Origin of the sequence: Levilactobacillus tangyuanensis, assembly GCF_003946545.1 — a bacterium.
Taxonomy (GTDB): domain Bacteria; phylum Bacillota; class Bacilli; order Lactobacillales; family Lactobacillaceae; genus Levilactobacillus; species Levilactobacillus tangyuanensis.
The window spans coordinates 76,657-102,783 of sequence record NZ_RHOA01000007.1; the positions used below are offsets into that span (position 1 = coordinate 76,657).

Here is a 26,127-nt window from a genome sequence, read left to right on the forward strand (position 1 = left end):
ATGATTGCTAGTTTAGCATGGATTTTCTGAAAGTCAAAGAAAAGTTTGGTGCAGGTGGTTCAAACTGACCCGTTACAGAGTATGTAGGGAAAATTTTTATTTTTTTGGATCTAGGGGGGTCAAAGAGCTTATTAGCGACAACGATTGAGACCATTCACTACCATTCTGTAAAGGGTCCGGTTATACTGAGATTATCCAAATCGAGGAGATGGTTATTTATGCAATCCCGGATTATTCCCAGCTTTGCTTTTACGAATGCTAAAGAGGCGCTGGCCTACTATCAACGGGTCTTCGGTGCGACCGACGTCTATCGGTTCAGCCCACAGCCGGAACAGGCCAAGCAATTCCACTTACCAGAAGGAGCCGATCTCGAGTCGATGACCATTCATGGTGGCTTCACCGTGCTGGGCATGAGCTTTCAGTGTGCCGATAGTTTTCGCGGGCCCGTTAAGCCGTCAAACCAGGTTGATATCATTCTGGATATCGATGGCGACGATGCGTCCAGTGTGAGCGCCGCCGAGGCCTTTTACGATAAGCTGGCGGCTAGTGGTGAGGTCACCATCGACATGCCATTTGAAACGCAATTCTGGGGTGGCAAGATGGGGCATTTCACCGATAAATACGGGATCTCCTGGATGCTTCACATGATTCCCTGGAGCCAGATCAAAGATCCAACTAAATAGTGATTAATAAAAATTACCCCCCTAAGGACAGCCTTAGGGGGGTAATTCGGTCTATTGCGTATAGTGATTGATGATGGCAACCAGCGTTTTGGCGGCATTGGGTAAGCCCACGCGGTCGGTATAGTAGGCGGCGAAGCGGTCGTCATCCCGGTAGAGTTGGGCGAGACCACGATGGGCCGCCAGTGAGCAGTTGTTCCACGTGAAACATAACCAGTCACGGTGGGCCTGGTAAGCGGCCTTAGCCGCTGGGCTGTCCAGATTACCGGTGGTTGCGACCTGTTTCAACTGCGTAAAGAGTCGTTGCTCGGTCGCTTGCATGGCTTGGTAATCTGATTCAGTTAGGCTGGCGTAGCGTTGTTGGCTGGCTGAAAAGGTGGTCGCGCCGTAACGTTGGCGGGACTCATCGCCATACTCACGGTCGTTAGTCGTGATCTGGTCGCGTTTAAAGGCGGCAAATTTTTCGGAATCGGTCATTTGGGGTCCTCCTCGTTGGGCCGCCAGGGTGCGGTCCAGGGTATTCAGCAAGGTGGTGAGGTGGTCGCGCTTGGCAGCGAGTTGTGCACGTTGGTCGGCCAGCGCCTGCCGTTGGTCCGCGGGAGATTGGGCCAATAAGGCCTGAATGGCTTGTAGGCTAAAGCCAAAGGCCTGAAAGTAGCGGATGAGCTGAAGCCGATTCACGGCGTCAGAAGTATATTCACGGTAGCCATTAGCCGGGTTGCGGTCGGCGACTAACAGGCCAATTTGATCATAGTAGCGTAAGGTTCGCGAGCTGATGCCGGCCAGGTCCGCGAGTTGCTGAATGCTATAGGCCATCGTGGCCACCTCCAATCTTGCTGTTAAACCTACTATAAGGGTTGTCGTGGCGTCAAGGTCAAGGCCTGAAGACTGCGAACAATAAAGTTGCCGCAAGCCCGTCATTCCGGCCTGCGGCTCGGTAAAAGTTTGTGATTGGCAGTGAATGTGATAAAATAAACCTATCATTTGTAACATTTTAATCGGCGGATAATCAGTCCGATTATTAAATCGGTTAGAACGAACTTTTCCAGATGAATCAGATGAGGAGCAAGCATGAATAAATTATTTTCGCGAGCTAATGTGCCCGAGTTTTTACAGAACCGGCGCTTGAGGGGCATCGCCATTATGACGGCGGTTCTAGCGATCTTAGGGATTGTGCTTTCGTTCCTGCTTAATTGGATTTTCGGGATTGTGATTCTGGTCTTGATTGGGGTTGCGACGTTAGTAACCTTCAATACCATGGCGGAAATCGGTTCCGATACGACACAGTATATTTCTGACTTGTCGTTTCGAATTCAGCAGGGGGAGCAAGAAGCCCTAATTCGGATGCCACCGGGTGTTATGATTCTGGGGGACAGCGACCAAATCGAGTGGGTAAACCCTTACCTACAGGACTTCTTTGGTGATACGGATATCTTGAACCGTGAACTAGAGGAAGTCGATCCCGAGTTGGCTAAGCTGGTGGCTGATGTGGAACCGAAGACGATGACCACGGTGAAATGGCGGGATTACCGCTTTACACTGTATATTCAACCGGACTTCCACACCCTTTACCTATATGACATCACGCACTATGAGTTGATTCAGGAACAATACGATGATGAAAAGATTGCGATTGGCCAAGTCTTCTTGGATAACTATGATGAAGTCACGCAATCAATGACCGACCAAGACATTTCGAATTTGCGTAACTATGTGACCAATGAATTGTCGGCCTGGGTCCAACAGTTTGATATGTACCTTAAACAATTGGATGATGACCATTACTTTATCTTGGCCTACGCCAAGTCGCTGACGGCCATCGAAACGGATAAATTCAAGATTTTGGATACCATCCGGGAGAGTACGTCTAAGCAAAACTTCCCCTTAACCTTGAGTATGGGGATTGCCTATGGCGATGCCAACTTGAACAAGTTGGCTGATCAGGCGCAAAGTAACTTGGACTTGGCCCTCGGTCGGGGGGGTGACCAAGTGGTCGTTAAGGCCGCCGATCAAGAGGCCCGCTACTATGGTGGGAAGACCAACCCAATGGAGAAACGGACTCGAGTGCGGGCGCGGATGATTTCCCAAGCCCTGCAAGAGTTAATGAACGAGTCCGATCAGGTCTTTGTTCAGGGGCATTCGCAACCGGACATGGACTCCTTGGGGGCTTGTTTAGGGATTCGGCGGATTGCCAAGATGAACAACAAGACCTGTTGGATTGTCCTCGACAAGGAAACCGTCCATTCGGATGTTCAACGGCTGTTGGATAATCTGAAAGACTATCCGGACATCGAGGCCGCGATCATTTCGCCTAAGGAAGCCTTGGAGAAGGCCAATGATCAGAGTATGTTGCTGATGGTTGACCATTCGAAACCTTCGATCTCCATTTCGGCCGACCTGTATCACCGCCTAGAGAACCGGGTCATGATCATCGACCATCACCGGCGGGGCGAAGAGTTCCCTGAGAACCCCTTGTTGGTTTACATCGAGCCTTACGCCAGTTCAACTTGTGAGTTGATTACCGAAATGTTTGAGTATCAATCACAAGAGGCTGAACCCATAAATAAGTTGGAAGCAACGGCGATGCTGACCGGGATCTTCGTCGATACCAAACACTTCTCGTTGCGAACCGGGACGCGGACGTTTGATGCGGCCAGTTACTTACGGTCTGCTGGGGCCGATGCCATTGAACTACAACAGTATATGAAAGAAAATGTTGATAATTACCTCCAACGTAATCATTTGATCGAAATGGTTGAGTTCGTTAATGAAGACATGGCCCTGATCACAGGGGAAGAGGATCAGACCTATGATCCCGTCACGGCGGCTCAGGCGGCCGATGACTTGTTAAACATGTCGGGTGTCGATGCGTCCTTCGTTGTGACGCGGCGGGCCGATGGTCGAGTGGGCATTTCCGCGCGGTCGCTCGGGGTCATTAACGTTCAGTTGACCATGGAAGCCATGGGAGGCGGGGGACACCTGTCCAATGCCGCTACCCAGATTCCCGATAAGACGGTTGCCGAGGTTAAGCAACAGCTGATTGACATTTTGAATCATACGCCGCAGCCGGAAGAGGCCACGACGTAGTTAATTGCTTCTCGTTAATTTGAGGGGTAACATAAATAATAGATGCAATAAGATGAGGAGTGACCAACGTGAAAGTTATTTTTACGAAAGACGTCCGTGGTAAGGGTAAGCGCGGCGAAATCAAGAATGTTCCTGATGGCTACGCGCAAAACTTTTTAATCAAGCGGGGCCTGGCCAAGGAAGCCAACGCGGCTGCTATGAGCCAATTGTCAGCTGAAAAGAAGGCTGAAGACCGGCGCGAAGCTGAAGATTTGGCTGAGGCTAAGGCCTTACAAGCTCGATTGGAAGACGACAAGACGGTCGTTGAATTGGTCGCTAAGGCGGGGGAAGATGGCCGATTATTCGGGTCAATCCCAAGTAAGCAAATTGTTCAAGCCTTGGCTAAGCAATTTGATTTGAAGATTGATAAGCGCAAGGTAGAACTGCCAGAACCAATCCGTTCACTTGGTTTTACCAATGTGCCGGTCAAGCTTCACACCGACGTGACCGCCAAGATTCGGGTTCACGTTGCCGAAAAGCAACACTAGTATTTGATAGATGAGGGTCGTCGATTCCCGGCGGCCTTTTTTATTTTACGAGAACCCGCGTTACATGGTAAGATGAGGTCTAACAAAAACGCACGGTCTAGTGAAGGGGTAAATAGTCAGCATGGATAACAATGTATTAACAGACCACACACCACCACAGAACCTCGATGCCGAAAAGGCGGTCCTCGGGGCGATCTTTTTGAGTACCGATGCTTTGGTGGATGCGTTGGAATATCTGGAACCGGCGGACTTTTATCGGCGGGAACACCAGATTATTTACCAGGCCATGATTGACCTCAACGACCGGGATGAAGCCATTGATGTGGTGACGATCACCGATCGCTTAACGGCGAAGAACGAACTGGACGACGTTGGTGGCGTGACCTATATTGCCGAGTTGGCGGGTGCCGTGCCAACGGCGGCCAACGCGACCTACTATGCTAAAATTGTCCAAGAAAAGGCGATCCTACGGCGGTTGATTCAAACCGCAACGAACATCGCGACGCAGGGTTATCAACAGGATGAGGACGTTTCAGACCTGTTAGACAATGCCGAACGAGACATCATGAGTGTGGCCGAGACCCGGAATCAATCGGGATTTAAACCCATTCGGGATGTCCTGAATACGTCCTTTGAAGAGATCAATAAGCTGTCCGAGCAGGGGGACGTCATCACTGGTCTCTCGACCGGGTATGCGGAACTAGATAAGATGACGACCGGGCTTCATGACGATGAACTCATGATTCTGGCCGCCCGTCCCGCCGTCGGGAAGACGGCCTTTGCCCTAAACATTGCGCAGAATGTCGGGACCAAGACCGACAAGACGGTGGCCATCTTCAGTTTGGAAATGAGTGCGGAGTCGTTGGTTAACCGGATGCTGTGTGCGGAAGGGTCCATCGACGCCAATCATTTGCGGACCGGACAGTTGTCCGAAGACGAGTGGCAAAACTTGATTGTGGCCATGGGTAGCCTGGCCAAGGCCAGTATCTACATCGACGACACGGCCGGTAACAAGATTACCGAGATTCGGGCCAAGTGTCGGCGGCTAGCCAAGGAACGCGGCAATTTGGGCCTGATCGTGATTGATTACCTGCAACTGATCGAAGGGACCAATCATGAAAGTCGGCAACAAGAAGTTTCCGATATTTCGCGGCAATTGAAGAAGCTCGCGAAGGAACTGCACGTGCCGGTCATCGCGCTGTCACAACTCTCTCGTGGCGTCGAGCAACGGCAAGATAAGCGGCCGGTGTTGTCCGATATCCGTGAATCCGGGTCAATCGAACAAGATGCCGACATCGTTTCCTTCCTATACCGGGATGACTACTACGAACGGGATGGCGAAGGTGACGACGGTGGTGGCGACAGCGATCCCCGTGATAATGATGATCAGGACGTCGGGGAAGTTGAAGTCATTATTGAAAAGAACCGGTCGGGTCCGCGGGGAACAGTGAAGTTGTTATTTGTTAAATCCTATAACAAGTTCTCTTCCGTGGCCTACGTGCCAGACAAATAATGAAAATGGAATCGACTTATTGGCGAAATTAGCCCATAAGTCGTTTTTTATTTGGATAATGTGGGGCCGCAACCGATGAGTTTTGCTTGAAATGATGGGATTAATAGTACGTATTCGTAAAATTCATATGGTGGTGTCAAAAAGTTCACACTTTCGTCATATTTTCCGATTACTATATGAATTATAGAAGTTCACCGATAAAGGTAGCTTCTACCAAAGATTAACAATCTTTTTTCATGTACTCCTCCTCCCCTGGAATAATGAAAAAATAGTTAACGTCATTCTTATAAATGACGTTACCCCTACTCCGATGACCATCGCTTTCCCCGAGCGGTGGTTTTTTTGTGCAGAGCGTTTCAAAGAGCGTTTAGCGGGTGAGCATTAACGTCATTAAGAAAAAATCCTGGGCTTGGATTATTTCTTAATGGGGTTAAGCGGAACCGGCTGCTCTTGGAAACGCGTTTCGGCGGCCCCAAATGACGGGGATGGTAAAGTGAAAACCGAGAGTCGTCCTTAACCGGTTTGGCTAGTTAAACCATCGAAGCTAAGCGTGGTCAAATTCCCAGAATCAGCACCACAAAATAAATCACAGATCGAAAAACCACCGTCAGACCGGCATTCCAGTCTGGTGGTGGTTTTGTTTTTGAATGTTTCACATGAAACATTATTCTAATTGACGACCAATCTCGTTGCGGATACGGGCGAAAGTAGCCGGTAGCTGCGACAGGTTAGCCACGTCATCGGCGGCGTCCGCTGTGACGGTGACCGTACCACGGAAGTCCATTTGGAGCCATTCACAAGAGTCACGAACGGACTGGGTGATGCCGGTAGCCTTCGTTTCGGGCTGATCGGCGCCAACGACTAATAGGTAGATGCGCTTGTTGGCAAAGGGAAAGTTGGCCGTATAGCTATCGAACCAGCGATCCATGAAAACCTTCAGCTGACCGGTCATGCCATACCAGTAAACGGGAGTGCCTAAGACTAAGGTATCATTGGCCCGCACCAGCGCCATGAGTGACTCGAAGTCGTCGCTTCGATCAACCTGAGGTCGGTTAGTTTCGCGTTGATCTTGTTCGAAGTTTAGCCGGTAGTCGGTGAGATGAATGGTGGTGTGGTCGAGATCGCGTAAGAGGCGAGTGCCAAGGGTGGCGGTGTTGCCATGCTTTCGGGGACTGCCATTGATGAATAGGGTCGTCATTGTCGTCTTCCTCCTTGGGCCCAGTTTAGGCAAAATGTTGGTTTAAAGCAATTGAAGCGATTCCTGAAGAGGGCTGGTGAAACGGGGGAGGTCCGTGCTAGAATGAGGAATAAACACCATTAGGAGGAGGGTCTATGAAAGAGATTAAGCTGCGCTGGTTGCTGCTTGGCGCGCTATTCAGTAGTATTGGTATGAGTTTTATTTGGCCGCTGACCACGATCTACATGCATGATCGGCTGGGCGCGTCATTGACCAGGGTTGGGGTGATCCTCCTGATGTACTCCTTGGCAAACGTGGTTGGCAGTATGTTGGGTGGCCGGTTGTTTGACCGGACGAATCCCTACTATCTGACGTTAGGCGGGGTCACCATCTCCCTGGTTACATTGGCTGGTCTGATGATTAATCATGGCTGGCCACAATTTCCAATTGCCCTGGTTCTCCTGGGGTTTGCCTCGGGGTGGACCTTGACGATGGTCAATTCATTAGGGACGACGATTCATAGTCGTGATGGTCGATACATATTTAACATGCTTTATTTTGCCCAGAACCTCGGGGTGGTCTTAGGGACTGCCATGGTGGGTTTTGTCTATAGCATCAGCGTGACCTTGCTGTTCGGCTTAGCCTTTAGCCTGTTCGTCATCTTCTTCGTCATTGTCATCGCCTACTATCGGGCACCGGCCGTGATGCAGCGTCAGCCCGCGGAGAAGACCAAGGAACACGTTCACATTGCGGCGCCCAATCTGCGAATTATGTTTATATTCTTCGCATCATTGGTGGTCATCTGGATTATGTATGAACAATGGGTTTCTAACCTGGCCGTCTACATGACCGGGATGGGGATTCCCATGAAGGAATACAGCCTACTATGGACGTTAAATGCCGGGCTAATTGTGGTCTTTCAGGCTTGTCTCAACTGGTTGGCCCACTACTTTAAGAATGAATACGTCTTGGTTTATGCCGGTTTTTTCTTCGTGGCCATGTCGTTTGTCACGTTGATTTTTGCCAAGGATTACCTGCACTTTGTCCTGGCCATGACCATCCTAACCTTGGGTGAAGCAACGGCATTTCCAGCGATTCCGTCGATCGTGAACACGCTGACGCCGGAGGTTGTGAAGGGGAAGTATCAAGGGTTGGCCAATGCCTGGGGGGCGTTCGGTCGGGCGTTTGGCCCACTTATTGGGGGGATCATCATCGATCATTCTTCCTATACACTGCTTTTCATCGTCGCGGCGGTGGCCATCCTCTTCATGCTAGCGATGACGGTGATTACCGTGATGGGCAACAAGCCCCATATCGAGAAGTATGAATAGGCAATCATAAATTTTGGTGTATAATGACACACAGGAGTTATCAAGTTTTTAGGGAAATCAGGGGAAGCACATGAAAAAAACAACTAGGGGAATCGGCGGTCTGCTGATTGGCCTGGTGGCGGGGGGACTCTTCTTTATCCAACCCATTCACCAGCGGCCAACGGTGACCGACTCGGTGGTCCAGCCGACGTCCGGTCAGACGGCCGTGCAGCTGTCCGATGGGACGCACAAGGGCCACGTACAAATGAAGACGCAGAAGACGACTAGCCAGGCGGGGAAGACTGTCAGTCGCCAGACGACCACTGTTTCAAACACGCAGCATCCAAAACAGTGGCATGGCGTGAATAAATAAAAAAGTTTTGAGCAATTTTACACGGCTATTTATCAGAATATTCATAGCGGCTAACCTACGGCGACGCGGGTTAGCCGTTTTTTTAATCTAAATTCAGCATTATATACATAAAAACGAATGTTTATAATACGGTTGACATCTAAAATGAATGATGATAAGTTTATAATCAATAATTACGACAAAGCACAGAAGAGCCATTTTCAATTGTTAGGCCAGCGAGTTCGGGACGATGGAAGCCGAATCTAACGGAGAGTGGGGCGCATCTGAGCGTCGTGACGGTGAAACGAGTAGCCGCCACTGGTCCGTGACCATTACCTCACGTGAGTCAGCCATGGCCGACTCCTAAGTAAAAAACAAGGTGGTACCGCGAGTCACTCGCCCTTGTCGATCAGAGATGATTGACGAGGACGGGTGACTTTTTAATTGAGAAGAATAAAGGGGATTATAAAATGAAAAAATTTATCGGATTAGGATTTGGGTTATTAGCCGTTGCCGCGTTGGCCGGTTGTGGGTCCACCACAGCCAAGAGTAATGCGGACAAGGATTTGAACGTGACGATCGTGGGGAACCCGGCCACGGCCAATCCGGCCATCTCCGGCGATAGCAACAGTTCCAGCATGATTTCCCAGACGGCCGAGGGGCTGTATACCTTGGATAAAAATGGTAAGGTGGCCGCCGGGGTGGCGACCAAAGTGGTTAAGCCAACTAAGAACGGCACCGTCTACACCTTCAAGATTAAGAAGAATGCCAAATGGCAAAATGGCGATCCCGTCACGGCCCAAGACTTCGTGACCTCCTTTGACTGGCAGGTTAATCCTAAGTCTAAGTCGCAGGTGGCTAACAAGCTGAAGTTTGTGAAGAACTATGATGATGTTCAAGCCGGCAAGCAGCCCGTCTCAGCCTTGGGCGTAAAGGCTCTGAATAAGTCGACGTTACAGATAACCTTGTCGAAGCCCCAACCTTGGTTGGGCGACATCTTGGCCACGGCCGCTTATCCGATGAAGACCGATTTATTTGAAAAGTACGGGAGCAAGTACGGGACCTCCGCCGACAAGACCATGTCCGAAGGGGCCTACAAGCTGGTGGGCTGGAGCGGGTCATCCGACAACTGGTCCTACGTGAAGAACGACAAATACTGGAACGCTAAGAACGTTAAGATTAAGAAGGTTAACGTCCAAGTCGTGAAAGACCCGGGGACCTCTTCCAGCCTGTTCAAGTCCGGTAAGGTTCAAGAGACCGTCCTCTCCGGTCAATACATCAAGCAAAACGCCGACAACCCCGAATTAAAGAAAACCTTGGGCAGTTCCATGCGGTTCCTGGAATTTAACGACAAGAAGACCGTGACCCATAACACCAAGGTCCGGCAAGCCTTCTCTTACGTGGTTAACCGGCAGGCCCTGACCAAGAACGTCCTACAGGACGGCTCATCGGCCGCTAAGAGTCTCATTCCTTACGGGGATGGTAATGATCCAACGACCGGCAAAGACTTCTCTAAGGACGTTGGGAACCTCCTGAGCTACAATCCTAAGAAGGCCACGACCCTTTGGAACCAAGCCAAGAAGGAATTGGGCATCAAGAAGGCCAATTTGGAACTCCTGACGGCCGATACCGACGAACAGAAGCACGTGGCCCAATACCTCCAACAACAGGCACAAAAGTACATGCCAGGCCTGACCATTACCATCAAGTCCATGCCACTGGCCCAACAGATTGCCAAGGGGGCTTCCGGTAACTACGACATCGACCTCGATGGTTGGACGACCGACTGGCGGGACCCATCGGACTTCTTACAAATGGCCGACGGCAAGAGCTCTGTGAACTTTACCAAGTGGGATAACGCCCACTTCAGCAACCTGATGAAGCAGATTGACGATACCTCCAAGTACACCACGCAACAACGGTGGGACCTGCTGAAGGAAGCCGACACCTACGTGACGAAGCAGGCCGGCCTCGTGCCACTATATCAACAAGCCAAGGCACACTTAGTCTCTAAGTCTGTTGGTGGGTTGAAATACACGATGATGAGCGACGCGCAATACAAGTACGCTTATTGGAAATAAGGTTAAATAAATAACGACCGGTTGCCTTGGCGGCAAACCGGTCGTTTTGTTGTTCTATCAAACCTTTTAACCCGGAAAAAGAATGATTATTGTTAGTTTTCTCGAAAAACTAGTCCAGGGGCGTAGTCTTTTAGGGGACCCCATGGTACCATGACAGCATGGGGAACTTAGGGAACCCATAACTGACGTTGCGACTGATTCTGAGGACCGTTAATTGGGGAATTGACGGTGGGCAAGGCGTTAGGGTAGTGATGGCATCGGAGACGGAGGGGTGTGTGATGAGCTTTCGTAAAATTTTTAGAGACCAAGTGAGTCAAACAGTTGATTTGTTAGGGATTTATCTGTTTTTCTTAGTCCCCGTGTTCTTTGTTAAAGGGGCGATCGATTTCATCACGCAGGGCCAGTTATTCTGGCGGAGTTACGGCCTATTATTCTTTGAGAGTGTCGGCGGGTTCATTGCGCTATTCGCGTTAATCGACCTGGTAGCGGCGTTTCGCCTCTGGCGCTCACGGTAAATAATAGCCAATACATAGTAAAGCGACCGATCAGGGATGTCCTGGTCGGTCGTTTTTTTGGTTAGTGCAACATGCCTTCTGTATAGATGCCGTGATCTGAGACGTGTTCAAAGAGCTCGTTACCATTGGAGGTGTGGGTATCGATGAACATGCCTTGACCATCATTAATGACGTAGTATTGGCCATTGGGATTCTTGGCCAGCATGACGACAACGTCCTCGCCGGGATGTAGGACCTCGCTGTCGGCCACGGCCATCTCAGTCGTGCCACCTTGCGTAAAGGTGAGCGTCTGGTTTTTGGCGCCCTTGAAGTGCTCGCTAACCTTGATGGTCTGGGTGGTGTAGTAATTCTGGGGGGCGGTATGGTGGGCCACACTCTTGGTGATGGTGCCCTCAACAATGGTGCCCGCGTCCTGCTTGATCTTTTCCACGCCGTAAATATTGTTCGAGTAGTCGTGGATGTGGTCGACGGTGAGGGTTGGTTTGGCGGCGGAGGCCAGCGTTGCCCGCGTGGCGGCGGGGGTGCTGTAGACCTTCTTGGCGCCCTTGATGTCACAGTTACGCAGGGCGTAGCGCCGGTTGGCCGGGTTCATAACGCTGACTGACCCGGCGTTGTTGTGACTCAGCCCCAACGCATGACCCATCTCGTGAATGGCGACGTTCGTCCGTTGCTTCTTGTTGTACTGGTACTTCTTCAGGATAGCGCGGTTCAGGTACATGCCCGCGCCGGTCTGATTGCCCTTGCTGTCAAAACCCTTGCCGTTGTAAGCCATCCCGGTGGCGTTGGTCCAGACACCGGTGGTCCGACTGACGGTCGTCGCGTATGACCGGGACTTTTTATTCTTGGTTGTCGACCATTTGAAGACCTTTGACTTGTTCCAGGCCTTCCGCGAATCGTTCCAAATGGTCCGGTAGTACTTACTCGTGGACTTGGTGTAGTAGGATGCCTTTTTCTTGGCGTAGCGGTACTTGTTGACTGGGGTGGGGCTCTTGGTTGCCGCACCGGCAGAAACGCCGCTGAGGAGCACGAGACAGCAGGTAAATAGGGTAATGGTCTTCTTCATCGAAACCGGTCCTCTCTGATTGGGGATGGACCAGTCGATAAATGACTTGTTGATAAAATAGTCCAATCCACGTATTAAATTTAGATTAGTCTTCTTGGCAGTTATTGTCCAGATGGACAGCAAAAAAGCCATCAACCGGGGTGGTTGATGGCTTGCTGCTGGTCGTTAATGTGAGGCCCGGAAGTTATGATACAGGTGGGGCATGATGTGTTTGTCCGAGGCCGCGATGATGATGCCGTTGAAGAGGATGGAGTATAGCGTCCCCACGTTAACCGAATAGATTTGGCGGGTGGCGGCGTAACAGACGGCAATCATGATGATTGGTGGGATGAAGTCCACGAGTTGAGAAGCCGTGGCCCGACCACCGAGATACATGAATCGCAGGATGTTTGAGGTATCATCGTTGGGATGCATGATCAGGTTCGCCCGTTGATAGATGGAGATGGAGCAGGCGAAGATGGTTACCCCGAGTACGCTGAGGGCCATGCGCCAACCGAGCGGCAAGGCGGGGATGCCCCACTTGGTGAAGATGCCGACGAATAGATCGATGAAGTAGCTAAAACACGAGATGAAGGCGACTTCCCCTATAAACCGGGGGATATCAACCTTGCGGATGAGGAGTTGATTCAAGAGGGCACTGAGCACCCCAACGATGAGGAGGATGATCCCAACGTTGCCGTGAATCCAGTACGCGATGTTAACCGCCGCAGCCGTCCAAATCCCACTACCAGCGTTGGCGGCAACACTGAGAGCGTTTCCAAAAGCATTTAACAAAAGCCCGATGATGAGGGCCACGACCCGGTACGACATGTGATTCTTCCGTTGCTTTGTTTCCATAACACGTCACCTCTGCAAGTTTCCGTTGCGGGTTTGGCTATCGATGACGGTTGTCGGCGACACGAATTGGCGGACCGTGAATAGATATTAGCTCGACGGATATTTATTCTTTAGATATACAAAAAAATCAGCAACCACGAAGTTAGCTTCGTGAAAGCTGATTAGTAAGTGATGGGCAGTCAGGGGATCGAACCCTGGACCCACGGATTAAGAGTCCGTTGCTCTGCCAGCTGAGCTAACTGCCCATATCGGTTATGTCGTATGTCTTCCATATCAACGAGAACTATCATATCATGCAGATTTGGGGTGCGCAACCCTTTTTTGAAAAAAAGTTGTTTTTTATTCAAAAAAATTGATATTTTTGAAAAATAGGGCCTGAAAAGGCCGATGAAATTAAGAAAACGGCCGTGACGCGTCATAAATTTATTTTTGAGCGAGCAAACGTTAAATACAAAAGTGAACAAAATGTCTATTAGGCGTCAAATATTTCCCGGGAAATAGATCGTTAACTGAACCTTAAGCGCCCAAGCGGACCGCCCTGAAAGATAGGTCATGATGTGTTATAATTCAGGTAGCGTTGTTTGCTCGTTTGCGGAACTATCTCGCAACGTTCAACGCCACTTTTTAAAAAACATGGACCGATAAGAACGCCGGTCCCTTAATTCTTGACTTTAAACGATGAAATCAAATGAATTTAACTGTTAGTGACCCCGCTGTCGATGGTACTGTGACATCCAGCGGCCGGTCTGCCGGTAATCCTGCAATTACCGGATTAGCCTGTGTCTTTCCTTAAGGAGGAAATTTTTATTATGCCTAAAAAAATTCTGGTTGTTGATGATGAAAAGCCGATCACGGATATTATGAAGTTTAATTTGGAAAAAGAGGGTTACGAGATTAACGTGGCCTATGACGGTGAAGCCGCCATCCAACAGGTTGAAGAAGATGCCCCCGATTTAGTTATCCTAGACTTGATGCTCCCTAAGGTTGATGGGCTGGAAGTTGCCCGTGAGATTCGTAAGAAGCATGACATGCCAATCATCATGGTCACAGCCAAGGATTCCGAATTGGATAAGGTGTTGGGCCTGGAGCTTGGGGCTGACGACTATGTTACCAAGCCGTTCTCTAATCGTGAATTAGTTGCCCGGGTCAAGGCTAACCTACGGCGGCAAAATACCGCAGCCCATGCCCAACCTGAAGAACCAGAGAATCAAGACATTGAAATTGGTGACTTAACCATTCATCCAGAGGCTTACTCAGTCTCTAAGCGCGGGGCCAACATTGAGTTGACGCACCGTGAGTTTGAATTGCTTCATTACCTGGCCCAACACATTGGCCAAGTTATGACACGTGAACATCTGTTACAAACCGTTTGGGGCTATGACTACTTTGGTGATGTCCGGACTGTCGACGTGACGGTTCGGCGCCTACGGGAAAAGATTGAAGATAGTCCAAGCCACCCAACTTGGTTGGTAACGCGGCGTGGGGTCGGGTACTACTTACGTAACCCAGACTCTGACCAAGCCTAAAGCTAGCGGTAACGCTAAATCTCGCATTGAGGAGCCTGTGACCTCGTGAATAGTAAAATTAAATTCTTCCAGTCGATTCATTTTAAAATCGCGCTGGTGTTCGCGCTCCTCCTATTATTGACATTGGAGATTGTCGGCGCGGTCTTTGTGCGGCAACTAGAACGCCAAAACCTCAACACCTTCAAGGCGCAACAAACGGTGCAAACCTATATCGTCAATCGTTTCTCAACCGAGCTGTCTTCTACGAAGACGACGACCGCCGATAAGCAGATTAAATCGACGCTTTCAGAGATTAACAATACAAACAATGCGCAGATTCGCATCATCGACAACAAGGGAACTATCCGGGGAACCAATGAAGCCGACAACCAAGGGATCGTTGGGCAAAAAACCACGGATAATAACATTAAAAATGCTATCTACAATAATCGTGATGTGGTCCGCACGACCTATAATTCACAGAACAATAGCCGGTACTATACCACCATTACGCGGCTGATTCGCACCCAGGGCAACAACAGCGAATTAGTCGGGGTTATTTACATGCGGTCTAGTTTAGACTCCGTTTATCAGAATATTAATCAGATTACGCTAATCTATGTCTCGGCCACCCTGGTCGCGATTATTTTAGGGTTGGTTATGGCGATTATTATTTCCCGGGCAATTACCCGACCAATTGATGAAATGAAGAAGCAAACGCTGCGGATTGCCCGTGGGGACTACTCTGGCCACGTTCATGTGTACGGGAACGATGAGCTGGGGCAGTTAGCGAGTGCCGTTAATAACCTGTCAGTCCGGGTTGAAGAGGCTCAAGAATCCACCGAGTCCGAACGGCGTCGTCTGGATTCAGTGATGGCCCACATGACCGACGGGGTTTTAGCGACTGACCGGCGGGGTAATCTGACCATTATCAACGAAACGGCTAGTAGCTTCCTGGATACCGATCAGGATGAGGCGGTTGGAAAGTCCATCCTGGATCTCTTAGAGATTCGTGATGACTATACGCTGCGTGAACTGCTGGAGGCCCCAGATAATCTGGTGCTGGACTTCTCGACGAAGGAACACGATTTGATCTTGCAAGCCTACTTCTCCCTGATTCAACGGGAGTCCGGCTTCATTTCAGGGTTGGTCTGTGTCCTGCACGATGTTACTGAACAACAAAAGATTGATCAGGACCGGCGGCAATTCGTTTCCAACGTTTCTCATGAATTGCGGACGCCATTGACCAGTGTTCGGGCCTACATCGAGTCCCTGTCCGAAGGGGCCTGGAAGGATCCCGAGGTTGCTCCACGTTTCTTGAAGGTCACCCAGGAAGAAACTGACCGGATGATCCGGATGATTAATGACCTGTTAACCTTGTCACGGATGGATTCCGGGACACAGAAGCTGGAACTAGAAATGGTTAACCTAAACGAACTGTTCAACTACGTGTTGGACCGGTTCGATATGATGCTGAAACAAGATGACCGGCCTGAAAAGACCTATACCATCAAGCGCGACTTCACCAAGCGTGACCTGTGGGTTGAAATTGATACCGATCGGTTCACGCAGGTGTTGGATAACTTGATGAATAACGCCATCAAGTACTCACCAGACGGTGGGGTTGTGACCTGTCGCCTACTTGAGACCCATAACAACGTGATTCTTAGCGTTTCTGACCAAGGTCTGGGGATTCCTCGAGCAGATATTCCACGGATTTTTGATCGGTTCTACCGGGTTGATAAGGCCCGTTCACGGGCTCAAGGTGGGACTGGCTTAGGCTTAGCGATTTCTCGTGAGGTTGTCCAAATGTTGGGCGGCCGAATCTGGGTTGATAGTCGCGAAGGCCGTGGGTCAACCTTCTATATTGCTTTGCCTTACAAACCATATGATGAGGAGGATATTTGGGATGAAAATAACTAAAATCCTTCTTCCCCTTGGTTTGACGGTTGCGGTTGGTGTCAGTGTGGTTCTGTCCGCGATTATTTGGACGAATCCAACGCAGTATGAACGGAACCGTCAGCGAAGCTCGAATACGCCAACCAATGAGTTGAATGCCCGGCCCGCCAAGGATGTTTACCTACCCACCCAGGTGATTTATACCGCGGATGATGGGAAACAGGAGCTGTTGAACAACCGGAAGGTCAACTTGACCACGGAAATTCGCCAGGCGTTGTCCAAGTGGCAGCTGGGTCGAGTAACCAAGGTGCGGGTGAAGGACCGGGCAGACTATACCCAATACTTGCAACAGAAAAATAGCCTGCTATTGTCGTATGCCGCACCAATCAATATTAATATGTTTAATACCGTGTTTGGCACCAAGCTGAGTCGTAAGAATGTTGAGTTCTCGCGGATTGTGGTGTCATTGAATGACCAAGAGCATCTCTATTTATTGGACGATACCGGCAAGGATGTTTATCGGGTTCAGGTCAAGAAAGCCCATGTGGCGGCGCTGAAGAAAATCCTGAAGGAGAATCTGTTGCGGGTTAACGTCAAGATGGGCTGGCTGAACAAGTCCGCAATGGCTTACGTTTCCAATAACGTGACCGTTCAGTCCTATAGTTATTTGGTCAACCAACAGTCGACCGATTACTTCACGACCCGACTCCTGAATAAGGGGGAATCCACCAACGTTTCGGCCAAGAAGACTAAGGATAGTACCATCTACAGCGATGGTGCTTCCCGTCAGCTGGCCATTTACACGAAGAGTGGGACCGCTTTGTATGAGGATTACAGTGCCCTGCAGGCCTCGTTAAACTTTAGCCAGGCACTGTCGACTAGCTATAAGGCCGTGAAGTCCATCGGGATTCCAATGGAAAACCTGCGCTACTACGGTTATGACAATGGGAAGTCCACGGTCACCTACCGAAGTTTCGTTGAAGGGTTCCCAATCTTCAATCAGAGTAACTATGGCGCGGCTCGAATCCAAATGCTCTCGCAAGGGGTTCGGCGGTATAATTTCTCACTCTATAGCTTGCAAGTGCCTGTGCCAACGGACCGTAAGTCGGTCTCGTTGCCTAGCACCCAACGGGTCATTGACCAGCTGGTAGCGGCCGGTTATAGTAAAAAGCAGATGGCGAGTCTCCAATTGGGTTACCAATGGAAGGCCTCGGCCTCATCGGATAAAGTCGTTAACCTAACACCAACCTGGTATGTTTACTACAATGGTGCCTGGAAGACCTACACGCAGTTGCTACAGCAACAATAACGCGGAATAAAGGAGGGCGGTCCGGCCATGGATTTTCGCCGCATTGAATGGTTATTTTTAGTTGCGTTCATTGTCATTGATATTTTCCTGTTCGTTGCCTTTCAGCGCGACACAACGGGCCAGACCGATACGACCTCCAGCCGTTCCTCTGATAGCGATACGACTATTATCAAGGAAATGAAGGCCGATGACATTAGCTTCAAGTCACCCTCGAAGGCTAGCGGCAATGGTTACTACATTTCGACCAGTGATGACAGCAGCTTAAAGACCAGCTTGACGTCTCTGAGTGACCAAACGGTTCGTTACGAATCCGATGGGACCATCTCGGCGACCTTCAAGACCGCGATTAGCAACGTGGATGTTAAGCATCCCGACAAGACGCTGGACACGGTGGTTAACAACGGGTCGCTGATTCTTAATGGGAGTCAGTACCTCTACAATCGCCAGCTGTCTAGCCAAAATACGGTGGTTTATACCCAACGCGTGGCGGATGGCCAGATTTACTCGCGTCACGGTGAGATTCGCTTCAGCCTGACCAACGATGGCTCGGTAACCGGCTACAAGCAAGGGTTCTTGAACAATGTCTCAACCTTGCGGGAAAAGACGGAGACCATTTCGGAGCGTAAGGCCCTCATCTGGCTGTATCAGTACAACCAGATCCCGAATAACACAAAGGTGATGTGGACCAAGTTGGCCTACACCCGCTACTTCACCTTGAAGAATAGCAGCGTGTACATTCCAACCTGGGTCATTGCCGTGAAGTCTAATAGCGGCAGTAATGCCGGTGCCCTACAGTTGAAGCACGTCAACGCCTTCACCGGGGCGATCCTCACGTCAGACAGCAGTGTGAAGTCGGTCAGTGGGACCGAAACGGCGACGGAATAATAAATGATGACGAGGACGGGTAGAACCGTCCTTTTTATTTGGATGTTAATATTCGTTACAATGGCCGTAAAATGCGGTATTATTACGGTATTGAATTTAAGGAGAGGTCAGATGGATTTGCGGACAGAAACAGCAGATGACTTGCGGATTAGCGTGTTATCTAGCGGTAGTACGGGTAACGTATGCTACATTGAAAGCCCAAACGAGAAGATCATGATTGATGCCGGTTTGAGTGGCAAAAAGATTGAAAAATTGATGGGAAATATTAACCGCAGTATGGAGGACGTCAACGCCCTCTTGGTCACGCATGAACATTCCGACCATCGCCAGGCCGTCGGGATTTTGGCCCGACGCTACGAACAGTTGAATGTGTTTGCCAATCAAGGGACCTGGGATGCCATGGACTCAAAGATTGGCAAGGTTGACTTGGCGCAGAAGCACCTATTTGCCCCCGACACGGTTCAAACCTTTGGGGATATTGACGTTGAGAGCTTCTCCGTGTCGCATGACGCGGCGGAACCCCAGTTCTATGCCGTTCATTACCACGGGAAGACCTTCGTTATCCTTACCGATACCGGGTACGTCTCAGAACACATTGAGGGCGTCATAGCGAACGCGGACGCTTACCTCTTAGAATGTAACCATGACGTGGAAATGCTGCGGATGGGCGAGTATTCTTGGCCTTTGAAGCAACGGATCCTGGGTGACAAGGGCCATTTGTCCAATGAAGAAGGGGCCGATGCCCTGATGGACGTCTTGGGTAACCGAACCAAGAAGATTTACCTTGGGCACCGGAGCCTGCACAACAACATGCAGTCGCTCTGTCACCTGACTGTGGCCTCAATGATGGAAAACCGGGACTTTGGCGTCGGTCATGATTTCCAGTTGATCGATACGAACCCGGAAGAAGCAACACCCCTCGTGGCTTTATAAGAAACGGTAAATTTTAGGTGTTTTGCACGAATTTATCAAACAAAATTCACACTCCATCGGTATGATTGGGGTAATTAATCAGAATGGTTGGCAGTTTGTCTGTTCCCAGCCATGAATGAGGAGGGTTAGCGCTTTAGCGCAATATGATGGACAATAATAATAATAACAACGATCAATTTAATGATAATAATAACGAAGAAACGCCAACTCCGGCACCACAAGGTCGGAAACGGGGTAAGCTTACACTGACGAAGGTGGCCATTACGGCGGTTGTTGCCGGACTGCTCGGTGGTGGGGTTGCCTACGGTGGTATCTCTTATATTAATAATAGTGGTATTAATGATACGGCGGTTCCTAGTGGTAGTAATAAGAGCGGCAATGCCTCGACCTCGAACGTGACGGTTAACGTGAATAGCCAGTCGACCAAAGCCTTTAATCAGGTTAAGGGTGCGATGGTTTCAGTGATTAACCTCCAAAAGGAAAACAGCAACAATAGTACGCTGGGACAACTCTTCGGCGAGAGTTCCTCATCGTCGTCATCCAGTTCTAAATCACAGCTGGAGGAGGCCTCCGAGGGTTCTGGGGTCGTTTACAAGAAGAGCGGCAGTACCGCCTACATCGTGACGAACAATCACGTGGTGTCTGGTTCCTCTGCGCTGCGGGTGGTTACCAGTAGTGGTAAGCAACTCCAGGCCAAGGTCGTCGGGAAGGATTCCGTGACCGACCTGGCCGTGTTGAAGGTTAATGGGAGCGACCTGAAGACGGTGGCTTCCTTCGGGAATTCCGATAAGGTGAAGGTCGGCGAGACCGCCTTGGCCATCGGATCGCCATTAGGCAGTCAATACGCAACGTCACTGACGCAAGGGATCATCTCCGCTAAGAAGCGGACGATTGAAACCACGAACTCTGCCGGGACGCAGACCGGGAACGCCACGGTTATCCAAACCGACGCCGCGATCAACCCTGGGAACTCCGGTGGGGCGCTGATTAATGTCGGCGGCCAAGTCGTTGGGATTACGTCTTCTAAGATTGCCAGCGACACCGAGGGGACCAGCGTCGAGGGGATGGGCTTTGCCATTCCTTCCAATGAAGTGGTCAACATCATCAATCAACTGGTTAAGAAGGGTAAGGTTGTCCGGCCGGCGTTAGGGATTACCTACGTTGACCTGGCCAACGTTTCCAGCTCGCAACAGAAATCCGTCTTGAAGCTGCCATCTAGCGTGGATAGCGGGGTTGTGGTGATGAGTGCCTCGACCGGTTCACCTGCTAAGAAGGCGGGATTGGCGAAGTACGACGTGATTACCGAATTGGGTGGTCAAAAGATCAGCAACCAGTCAACGCTACGAGACCTGTTGTACAAGTACAAGATTAACGATACGGTTTCTATGACTTACTATCACAATGGTAAGAAGCAGACGACGAAGGTGAAATTGACCGAGACGTCTTCACAGTTGAAGACCACGACAAACGCTAACTCCGAAAGCTAAGTCAAAAATTTTGAAAGAATTTGAAAGAAAGATCGCCATTTGATATGGCGGTCTTTTTTGATATGCTAAACTATGAGTGAAAATCCGAAGTTTAACGGTTCACGAAGGGCCATGAAAACGTCCCCGTTCGCCAAATCACCGAACGAAGTTCCGTGAACGGCCATCGTCATTCATCGGCAAAATTATTTTTGTGACGACCTGTGGATAACTTTGAGGATAACTCTGGTGCAAGACCGGTGATTTTGACAAAAGTCCGGAATGACGGCCCTGAACCCGGTGGAAAAGTTATCCACAGGCACGGTGGATAACTGTGGATAGAAAAGCTGTTCATGAAAATATGGTGCTCAAAACCCAGTTGCGACGCGGATTGTAAGCGGGAACGACAAACACTTGTTTTGGTGGACAGCGGTGGATAACTAAAAAAACATTGACATTTTTGTAAAAATACATGTGGTGGGTCTGTGGATGACTGACCCCAATATCTAGGAAAGTGAATCAGGTGCCTGTGGATAACTTTGTGGATAACCTGTGAATAGGAGGAGAATTATGAACATTAAGTTTGTCGTGGTGGGTAAATTAAAGGAAAAGTACTTCAAACAGGGGATTGCGGAATATGCGAAGCGGTTGTCCCGTTTCTGTAAGTTTTCAATCGTTGAGGTACCAGATGAAAAAGCGCCTGAGAATTTATCCCAGGCGGAGATGGATCAGGTTATGGCGGCCGAGGGTGACCGCATCCTCAGCAAGATTAAGGATCGGGAGTATGTTTTTGCCCTGGCTATTCTAGGCAAGGAGCGCTCCTCTGAGGAGTTTGCCAAGGAGCTGAAGGATTTGACCACGTATGGCCATTCAGACATCACGTTCGTCATTGGCGGGTCCCTGGGACTCACACCGGCCGTTCTGAAGCGAGCCAACACGCAGATTTCCTTTGGCCGGTTCACGCTGCCCCATCAATTGATGCGGTTGGTGTTAACGGAGCAGGTTTATCGGGCGTTTATGATTAATGAAGGGTCTCCATATCATAAATGACGCGGTTATTTCGATATTTTCTATTTTCTATTTAATATAAAAATTTCCAGGAATTATAGCAGTGTTGTTAATGACATAGAGTCTTCCACCTGTAGCTCCGTTAACATGGCGAATCTTTTTCTCTTCGTCTCGCCAGTACGTGGTGGGGTTTTTAACGATATCGGAATCGATTCGCTTCTTGCATTGCAGACCAAACTGAGGTGTAGTTTCATTGTGATGTCCATCAACGTTGATATCGTTAAGTGTATCTTTCAAAAACTCTTGAGCTGTTTTGGATATATTTTGTGACTTTTGAGATTGCACATTGCCGACAAATTCTTTGGTATTATTGATGGCTTCGTCTACTACATCAGTTATTGTGGGTGAATTTGGAGTTAATAATCTCTCTAAGTAGTCAGTCTCAAGTGATGCAGGGGACATCCCCTTCTGGTCTGCATTTAATTTTAATTAAGTATCAGTTGCAAATTTCAAACTACTTCAACTAAGACAAAATAATTGAGCCAATTGCTTAAAGCCTAAGCAATTGGCTCAATCAACATTAAATAGTAATGGCAGCTTCTCCATCAACCAGGAGCAAATTTTTAATTGGAATACAGTTCATTGATATTTTATCTGCTGCAGTCATGAGCCATACAGGTGGATGATCTAGTATTCGATAGTGAATGCTGACAGAAGTTAGTTTGCCTAAAAACGATTGGCTGTTATTAGCGTGGGTTAACAATATCCCAATGTTCAGCGATACGATTGTTTTCTACTCGGAATAAGTCGTAGTAAGTTTTTTCAATACCCTCAGCATGACCATCAGAAATAGCTAAAGCGAAGTTGCCATCAGCAATAACGTGGTTGATCTTAGTATAGATAGATTCTTTGCCCGCTGCTTTTAACATCTGAACACCTTTCATGACAGTGTTTAATCCATCAGGCACACCAACATGATGCTGAATGTAATCGGTATTCATATAGTCAGTAGCATGTTCTAAATGAGGGCCGCCCATCAATGTTGCGTTAATAGTTTCTTCAACTAGTTTTCCGGTTTCGTTAGCATTAAAATTGGCGTCAACATGTGTTGGGCCGTCTAGTTGAGTGTGACCTGATGGAGTGAGTGTTTCTAAATAAGGCGTTTCTGTGTGTAAATGTTGCTTGATGGTATCACCCTCAAATTCAAAAGCATCAAAGGTAACAGTCTTGTTATTTTCTACAGTTGTTGAAGTATGGAGAGCTAACCAGTTATTATCATTCAAAGTGCGGATTACTTCGACTTTAGTGTTGTCTTTTTCTAGTTCAGCGAGTGCTAATTTAATTTTATTCATAATACGTCCTTTCTGGGATTCTGCTTGGTTAAGAATTTGGTCAATCATATCTGCAAGAGTTGTTTCATTAAGTTGCTGTTTGACACCATCAGTAAGATTTTGATAGTAATCACCTAAGATGCTCTGAATATTGCCGCCAACAATGCAATTTAGATTGGTATTGGTATCAACATTCAATATTTGATGATCATCAACAGCAAGATAAATGTCTAGTAGTGAGATATCATGCGGATCTTTTGACAAAGTGATTTTTGATACACCGCGCTGTGAATTTACTAGCCCAGCCCTTTTTAAATCTCCAACTAGTTGACGAATCAAAACAGGATTGGTGTTTACGCTTTGAGCGATTTGTTTACTACTTAAATTTTCGTTATTTCTAACATACAGCAATGATAAAGTGTGGATTGCATCACTAAGTCGAGTATTTAAGCGCATAAGTCCACCTCACTTTCATGTATTTATTGTTATTACATGTGATACTATACTTCTCATTAGATGTAATGTCAATAAATACATTTAATTATTTTTTAGTTTATAAGCAGAACTACTTGACAAAACATGACATTTTTTTCGGATATCAGTGGTGAACCCTTTTCTATCTAGGGTGCAGAAAGCTACCTGCCAAAGCTTGCCACGCCCTAATAAAAGCTTATCTTCTTTGAGAATTAGCTTAATCCGAACGTGTCCAATAATATGTGCATTCTTTTGTATTCTTGCATGTACCGTATAACATTGGTATATCAACGTATTAGTGCAATGGCATGATGAAATTAATCGGACAAATCAACAACTAATCTATTCTTAGTTCACTTTTACCTCGAGCTAGATTGCTATGAACCTTGATGATATGCCGTAAAAAATATTGTTATCCAGTACATTTATGATCATCGTCAAGCCTTCAAGCTACTTGATGGGGAGCGTGGTGATCCCCAGTTCATGGCAAAATACATTGATAGTATGAAGCCATTACTTTTTCAGACGACAGACTTAGATGAGCAAACAGAGTACATGATTGTTGCAATGACGAATATGATGGCGGGAATTTTGCAGAGAGTGGCTACGAAATGATTTACGAAAAGCCCGCGAAGAGTTTGTTACAACAATCTCCCGAATTGCTAGGGAGGTACCGGAACTGCTGCAACAGTATTATGATTAAGAGTCGACGAGTGGATTATAAATTGTTCTCCACGTTAATAAATCGATTGGTATAATCATAGATTAGTTTGATACTGTTCGCCGTATCATAAGTGACGAGGTTTTTCTTGGAATTAATCGCTAGTGGTTACGGGAGTCCGTATCATAAATAATACGCGGCAACAAACAGGCCTCGACGTCGTCGAGGCCTGTTTGTTTATATCGCTCACATCACCGCACTATCCCCAGCTAAATACCGCTCCAGTTTATGGTCGATCACTTTCAGCTGTTCCTGTTTATCAGCAATCGCAGCGATGACTTGTTTACGCTGTTCTTGCATCAATTCAATTCGTTGGGGTAGGCTGCTATCGCCTTCGCGTACTAAGGTGGTGTAGTGTTGCAATTCAGCAATCGACATGCCAGCTTCTCGCAAATAATGCAAATTAGTTATCCAGTGTAGGTCTTCATCGTTAAAGACCCGTTGATTATTTTTGTTACGCTTTTCTGGTGGTAATAAGTTACACTCCAAGTAATACCTGACTGTTCGAATCGTGACATTAGCGGCTTTCGCAAACTCACCAATCCGCATCACTTGATTATTTTCCATTTTGGCTTGACCTCCCGTTACGTTAGGCTGTTATAGTAAATCCATCATAACAGAAAAGGGAGCTATGGATATGACTATCAAGACATTAATCACCGGTGCCGATCGCGGGATGGGTTACGAATTGGCCCTGGAACTTGGGCTGAAAGGCCAGTATATCTATGTTGGTTCTAGGAATTTAGCCCGAGGCCAGGCCGCTGTTGCTCAGCTCGAGGCTGCTGGCGTTCAGGCTCAGGCGGTACAGTTAGACGTGACCGACCATGAGTCGATTGTTGCGGCGAAAAAGAGTATCACTAATTTAGATATTCTAATCAATAATGCTGGGATTGCCGTTGATCATGAGACTAAGCCGTCAGAACTGGCGTTAGACGCAATTCGACAAGATTTTAATGTGAATTATTTCGGCTTGATCGACGTCACGCAAGTCTTCTTACCACTTTTGAAGGCAGCACCGGCTGGCCGGATTATCAATATCTCCAGTGCAGTGGGGTCATTGAATCTGGCCAGCGATCCCAATACCAGCATTCACAAGCTACAAGCGTCTGGCTATCAGGCTTCTAAGTCAGCGGTCAACATGTTCACGATCAAACTCGCTGCCGAACTTGAGGGAACGACTGTCACGGTAAACGCCGTCAATCCTGGTTGGGTCGACACCAGCTTTGGCGGTGGTGGCGGTAATCGAACCGTGCAAGTGGGTGTGGCGCGGACTGTAGAATTGGCCACTGCGGATGCGTTAACTGACTCTGGCACGTTTTCGGATATTGATGGTGTCGTTCCCTGGTAACCTGCTCAAGGCACTGAATATGTTTTGTGCTTGGCAGATTGCAAGAAATAACTTGAACAAATTTAGTAACGCAGATCACGCAAAAAGATCTCAATCGGTGTTCGCCAAT

23 protein-coding genes and 1 tRNA gene are annotated in these 26,127 nt (G+C 48.5%); 16 read left to right on the forward strand and 8 right to left on the reverse strand.

Annotation, left to right across the window (positions count from 1 at the left end):
- Positions 1-218 precede the first annotated feature (218 nt).
- A complete protein-coding gene (locus EKM96_RS06560) occupies positions 219-683 on the forward strand; it encodes a VOC family protein (RefSeq protein ID WP_125641484.1) in 465 nt (154 codons plus the stop codon).
- Positions 684-734: 51 nt separating this feature from the next.
- Here the strand turns inward: EKM96_RS06560 and EKM96_RS06565 are convergent, their stop codons facing one another.
- Positions 735-1,496: a MerR family transcriptional regulator gene (locus EKM96_RS06565; RefSeq protein ID WP_164510987.1), complete on the reverse strand. Its 762-nt coding sequence runs from the start codon at positions 1,494-1,496 to the stop codon at positions 735-737.
- Between the two features lie 255 nt (positions 1,497-1,751).
- Between EKM96_RS06565 and EKM96_RS06570 the strand changes: the two genes are divergently transcribed.
- The 3 genes from EKM96_RS06570 to dnaB all read left to right on the forward strand — a co-directional run bounded on the left by EKM96_RS06570 (position 1,752) and on the right by dnaB (position 5,807).
- Complete coding sequence (locus EKM96_RS06570) at positions 1,752-3,767, forward strand: DHH family phosphoesterase (protein WP_125641490.1); 2,016 nt, start codon at positions 1,752-1,754, stop codon at positions 3,765-3,767.
- Between the two features lie 68 nt (positions 3,768-3,835).
- Complete coding sequence (gene rplI, locus EKM96_RS06575; RefSeq protein WP_125641492.1) at positions 3,836-4,294, forward strand: 50S ribosomal protein L9; 459 nt, start codon at positions 3,836-3,838, stop codon at positions 4,292-4,294.
- Between the two features lie 121 nt (positions 4,295-4,415).
- A complete protein-coding gene (gene dnaB / locus EKM96_RS06580) occupies positions 4,416-5,807 on the forward strand; it encodes a replicative DNA helicase (protein WP_125641495.1) in 1,392 nt (463 codons plus the stop codon).
- Positions 5,808-6,471: 664 nt separating this feature from the next.
- Here the strand turns inward: dnaB and EKM96_RS06585 are convergent.
- On the reverse strand, positions 6,472-7,005 hold the full coding sequence (locus tag EKM96_RS06585) for a flavodoxin family protein (protein WP_125641498.1): 534 nt from the start codon (positions 7,003-7,005) through the stop codon (positions 6,472-6,474).
- A gap of 134 nt (positions 7,006-7,139) precedes the next feature.
- On the opposite strand from EKM96_RS06585, the gene EKM96_RS06590 reads away from it, so the two are divergent.
- The 4 genes from EKM96_RS06590 to EKM96_RS06605 all read left to right on the forward strand — a co-directional run bounded on the left by EKM96_RS06590 (position 7,140) and on the right by EKM96_RS06605 (position 11,242).
- Entirely contained in the window at positions 7,140-8,315 is a 1,176-nt protein-coding gene (locus tag EKM96_RS06590; RefSeq protein ID WP_125641501.1) for an MDR family MFS transporter, read from the forward strand.
- Positions 8,316-8,385: 70 nt separating this feature from the next.
- Positions 8,386-8,667, forward strand: a complete 282-nt coding sequence (locus EKM96_RS06595; RefSeq protein ID WP_125641503.1) for a hypothetical protein — start codon at positions 8,386-8,388, stop codon at positions 8,665-8,667.
- A gap of 449 nt (positions 8,668-9,116) precedes the next feature.
- Entirely contained in the window at positions 9,117-10,727 is a 1,611-nt protein-coding gene (locus EKM96_RS06600) for a peptide ABC transporter substrate-binding protein (RefSeq protein WP_125641505.1), read from the forward strand.
- Between the two features lie 278 nt (positions 10,728-11,005).
- A complete protein-coding gene (locus tag EKM96_RS06605) occupies positions 11,006-11,242 on the forward strand; it encodes a hypothetical protein (RefSeq protein WP_125641508.1) in 237 nt (78 codons plus the stop codon).
- 61 nt (positions 11,243-11,303) lie between these two features.
- On the opposite strand, the gene EKM96_RS06610 is transcribed toward EKM96_RS06605, so the two are convergent.
- The 3 genes from EKM96_RS06610 to EKM96_RS06620 form a co-directional block, all read right to left on the reverse strand.
- Positions 11,304-12,305, reverse strand: a complete 1,002-nt coding sequence (locus EKM96_RS06610; protein WP_125641511.1) for a matrixin family metalloprotease — start codon at positions 12,303-12,305, stop codon at positions 11,304-11,306.
- Positions 12,306-12,470: 165 nt separating this feature from the next.
- Complete coding sequence (locus tag EKM96_RS06615; protein WP_225417658.1) at positions 12,471-13,091, reverse strand: hypothetical protein; 621 nt, start codon at positions 13,089-13,091, stop codon at positions 12,471-12,473.
- 223 nt (positions 13,092-13,314) lie between these two features.
- Positions 13,315-13,387 (reverse strand) — tRNA-Lys (locus tag EKM96_RS06620).
- 564 nt (positions 13,388-13,951) lie between these two features.
- Here EKM96_RS06620 and yycF point away from each other — a divergent pair.
- From yycF to rlmH, 7 genes are all read left to right on the forward strand, one after another.
- Positions 13,952-14,668, forward strand: a complete 717-nt coding sequence (gene yycF / locus EKM96_RS06625; RefSeq protein WP_125641514.1) for a response regulator YycF — start codon at positions 13,952-13,954, stop codon at positions 14,666-14,668.
- Positions 14,669-14,713: 45 nt separating this feature from the next.
- Positions 14,714-16,570, forward strand: a complete 1,857-nt coding sequence (walK, locus tag EKM96_RS06630) for a cell wall metabolism sensor histidine kinase WalK (protein WP_125641515.1) — start codon at positions 14,714-14,716, stop codon at positions 16,568-16,570.
- Positions 16,557-17,855, forward strand: coding sequence for a YycH family regulatory protein (locus EKM96_RS06635; RefSeq protein WP_125641518.1), 1,299 nt, complete (start codon positions 16,557-16,559; stop codon positions 17,853-17,855). Before walK ends, EKM96_RS06635 begins: the two co-directional genes overlap by 14 nt.
- Before the next feature lie 27 nt (positions 17,856-17,882).
- The gene (locus EKM96_RS06640; RefSeq protein WP_125641521.1) at positions 17,883-18,740 is read left to right on the forward strand and encodes a two-component system regulatory protein YycI; all 858 of its coding nucleotides are present in this window, start codon (positions 17,883-17,885) and stop codon (positions 18,738-18,740) included.
- Between the two features lie 111 nt (positions 18,741-18,851).
- On the forward strand, positions 18,852-19,673 hold the full coding sequence (locus tag EKM96_RS06645; protein WP_061776129.1) for an MBL fold metallo-hydrolase: 822 nt from the start codon (positions 18,852-18,854) through the stop codon (positions 19,671-19,673).
- Between the two features lie 143 nt (positions 19,674-19,816).
- Positions 19,817-21,160 (forward strand): S1C family serine protease, encoded by a 1,344-nt coding sequence (locus tag EKM96_RS06650; protein WP_125641524.1) that lies wholly within the window; start codon positions 19,817-19,819, stop codon positions 21,158-21,160.
- Between the two features lie 546 nt (positions 21,161-21,706).
- Positions 21,707-22,186: a 23S rRNA (pseudouridine(1915)-N(3))-methyltransferase RlmH gene (gene rlmH, locus EKM96_RS06655; RefSeq protein ID WP_125641527.1), complete on the forward strand. Its 480-nt coding sequence runs from the start codon at positions 21,707-21,709 to the stop codon at positions 22,184-22,186.
- 27 nt (positions 22,187-22,213) lie between these two features.
- On the opposite strand, the gene EKM96_RS06660 is transcribed toward rlmH, so the two are convergent.
- From EKM96_RS06660 to EKM96_RS06675, 3 genes are all read right to left on the reverse strand, one after another.
- The gene (locus EKM96_RS06660) at positions 22,214-22,606 is read right to left on the reverse strand and encodes a hypothetical protein (RefSeq protein ID WP_125641530.1); all 393 of its coding nucleotides are present in this window, start codon (positions 22,604-22,606) and stop codon (positions 22,214-22,216) included.
- Positions 22,607-22,890: 284 nt separating this feature from the next.
- Positions 22,891-23,931 carry an Rrf2 family transcriptional regulator gene (locus EKM96_RS06665; protein WP_125641533.1) on the reverse strand — a complete coding sequence of 347 codons (1,041 nt, stop codon included), beginning with the start codon at positions 23,929-23,931 and terminating at the stop codon, positions 22,891-22,893.
- Positions 23,932-24,856: 925 nt separating this feature from the next.
- Positions 24,857-25,237 carry a MerR family transcriptional regulator gene (locus EKM96_RS06675; protein ID WP_125641535.1) on the reverse strand — a complete coding sequence of 127 codons (381 nt, stop codon included), beginning with the start codon at positions 25,235-25,237 and terminating at the stop codon, positions 24,857-24,859.
- Between the two features lie 70 nt (positions 25,238-25,307).
- Here EKM96_RS06675 and EKM96_RS06680 point away from each other — a divergent pair, with 70 nt between their 5' ends.
- Positions 25,308-26,018 (forward strand): SDR family NAD(P)-dependent oxidoreductase, encoded by a 711-nt coding sequence (locus EKM96_RS06680; RefSeq protein ID WP_125641538.1) that lies wholly within the window; start codon positions 25,308-25,310, stop codon positions 26,016-26,018.
- Positions 26,019-26,127 lie beyond the last annotated feature (109 nt).

What these genes read in the sequence shown, in the direction of transcription:
- EKM96_RS06560 (WP_125641484.1), top strand. Translation starts at nt 219, where the DNA reads ATGCAATCCCGGATTATTCCCAGCTTTGCTTTTACGAATGCTAAAGAG.
- EKM96_RS06565 (WP_164510987.1), bottom strand. Translation starts at nt 1,496, where the DNA reads ATGGCCTATAGCATTCAGCAACTCGCGGACCTGGCCGGCATCAGCTCG.
- EKM96_RS06570 (WP_125641490.1), top strand. Translation starts at nt 1,752, where the DNA reads ATGAATAAATTATTTTCGCGAGCTAATGTGCCCGAGTTTTTACAGAAC.
- dnaB (WP_125641495.1), top strand. Translation starts at nt 4,416, where the DNA reads ATGGATAACAATGTATTAACAGACCACACACCACCACAGAACCTCGAT.
- EKM96_RS06585 (WP_125641498.1), bottom strand. Translation starts at nt 7,005, where the DNA reads ATGACGACCCTATTCATCAATGGCAGTCCCCGAAAGCATGGCAACACC.
- EKM96_RS06590 (WP_125641501.1), top strand. Translation starts at nt 7,140, where the DNA reads ATGAAAGAGATTAAGCTGCGCTGGTTGCTGCTTGGCGCGCTATTCAGT.
- EKM96_RS06595 (WP_125641503.1), top strand. Translation starts at nt 8,386, where the DNA reads ATGAAAAAAACAACTAGGGGAATCGGCGGTCTGCTGATTGGCCTGGTG.
- EKM96_RS06600 (WP_125641505.1), top strand. Translation starts at nt 9,117, where the DNA reads ATGAAAAAATTTATCGGATTAGGATTTGGGTTATTAGCCGTTGCCGCG.
- EKM96_RS06605 (WP_125641508.1), top strand. Translation starts at nt 11,006, where the DNA reads ATGAGCTTTCGTAAAATTTTTAGAGACCAAGTGAGTCAAACAGTTGAT.
- EKM96_RS06610 (WP_125641511.1), bottom strand. Translation starts at nt 12,305, where the DNA reads ATGAAGAAGACCATTACCCTATTTACCTGCTGTCTCGTGCTCCTCAGC.
- yycF (WP_125641514.1), top strand. Translation starts at nt 13,952, where the DNA reads ATGCCTAAAAAAATTCTGGTTGTTGATGATGAAAAGCCGATCACGGAT.
- EKM96_RS06635 (WP_125641518.1), top strand. Translation starts at nt 16,557, where the DNA reads ATGAAAATAACTAAAATCCTTCTTCCCCTTGGTTTGACGGTTGCGGTT.
- EKM96_RS06640 (WP_125641521.1), top strand. Translation starts at nt 17,883, where the DNA reads ATGGATTTTCGCCGCATTGAATGGTTATTTTTAGTTGCGTTCATTGTC.
- EKM96_RS06645 (WP_061776129.1), top strand. Translation starts at nt 18,852, where the DNA reads ATGGATTTGCGGACAGAAACAGCAGATGACTTGCGGATTAGCGTGTTA.
- EKM96_RS06650 (WP_125641524.1), top strand. Translation starts at nt 19,817, where the DNA reads ATGATGGACAATAATAATAATAACAACGATCAATTTAATGATAATAAT.
- rlmH (WP_125641527.1), top strand. Translation starts at nt 21,707, where the DNA reads ATGAACATTAAGTTTGTCGTGGTGGGTAAATTAAAGGAAAAGTACTTC.
- EKM96_RS06660 (WP_125641530.1), bottom strand. Translation starts at nt 22,606, where the DNA reads ATGTCCCCTGCATCACTTGAGACTGACTACTTAGAGAGATTATTAACT.
- EKM96_RS06665 (WP_125641533.1), bottom strand. Translation starts at nt 23,931, where the DNA reads ATGCGCTTAAATACTCGACTTAGTGATGCAATCCACACTTTATCATTG.
- EKM96_RS06675 (WP_125641535.1), bottom strand. Translation starts at nt 25,237, where the DNA reads ATGGAAAATAATCAAGTGATGCGGATTGGTGAGTTTGCGAAAGCCGCT.
- EKM96_RS06680 (WP_125641538.1), top strand. Translation starts at nt 25,308, where the DNA reads ATGACTATCAAGACATTAATCACCGGTGCCGATCGCGGGATGGGTTAC.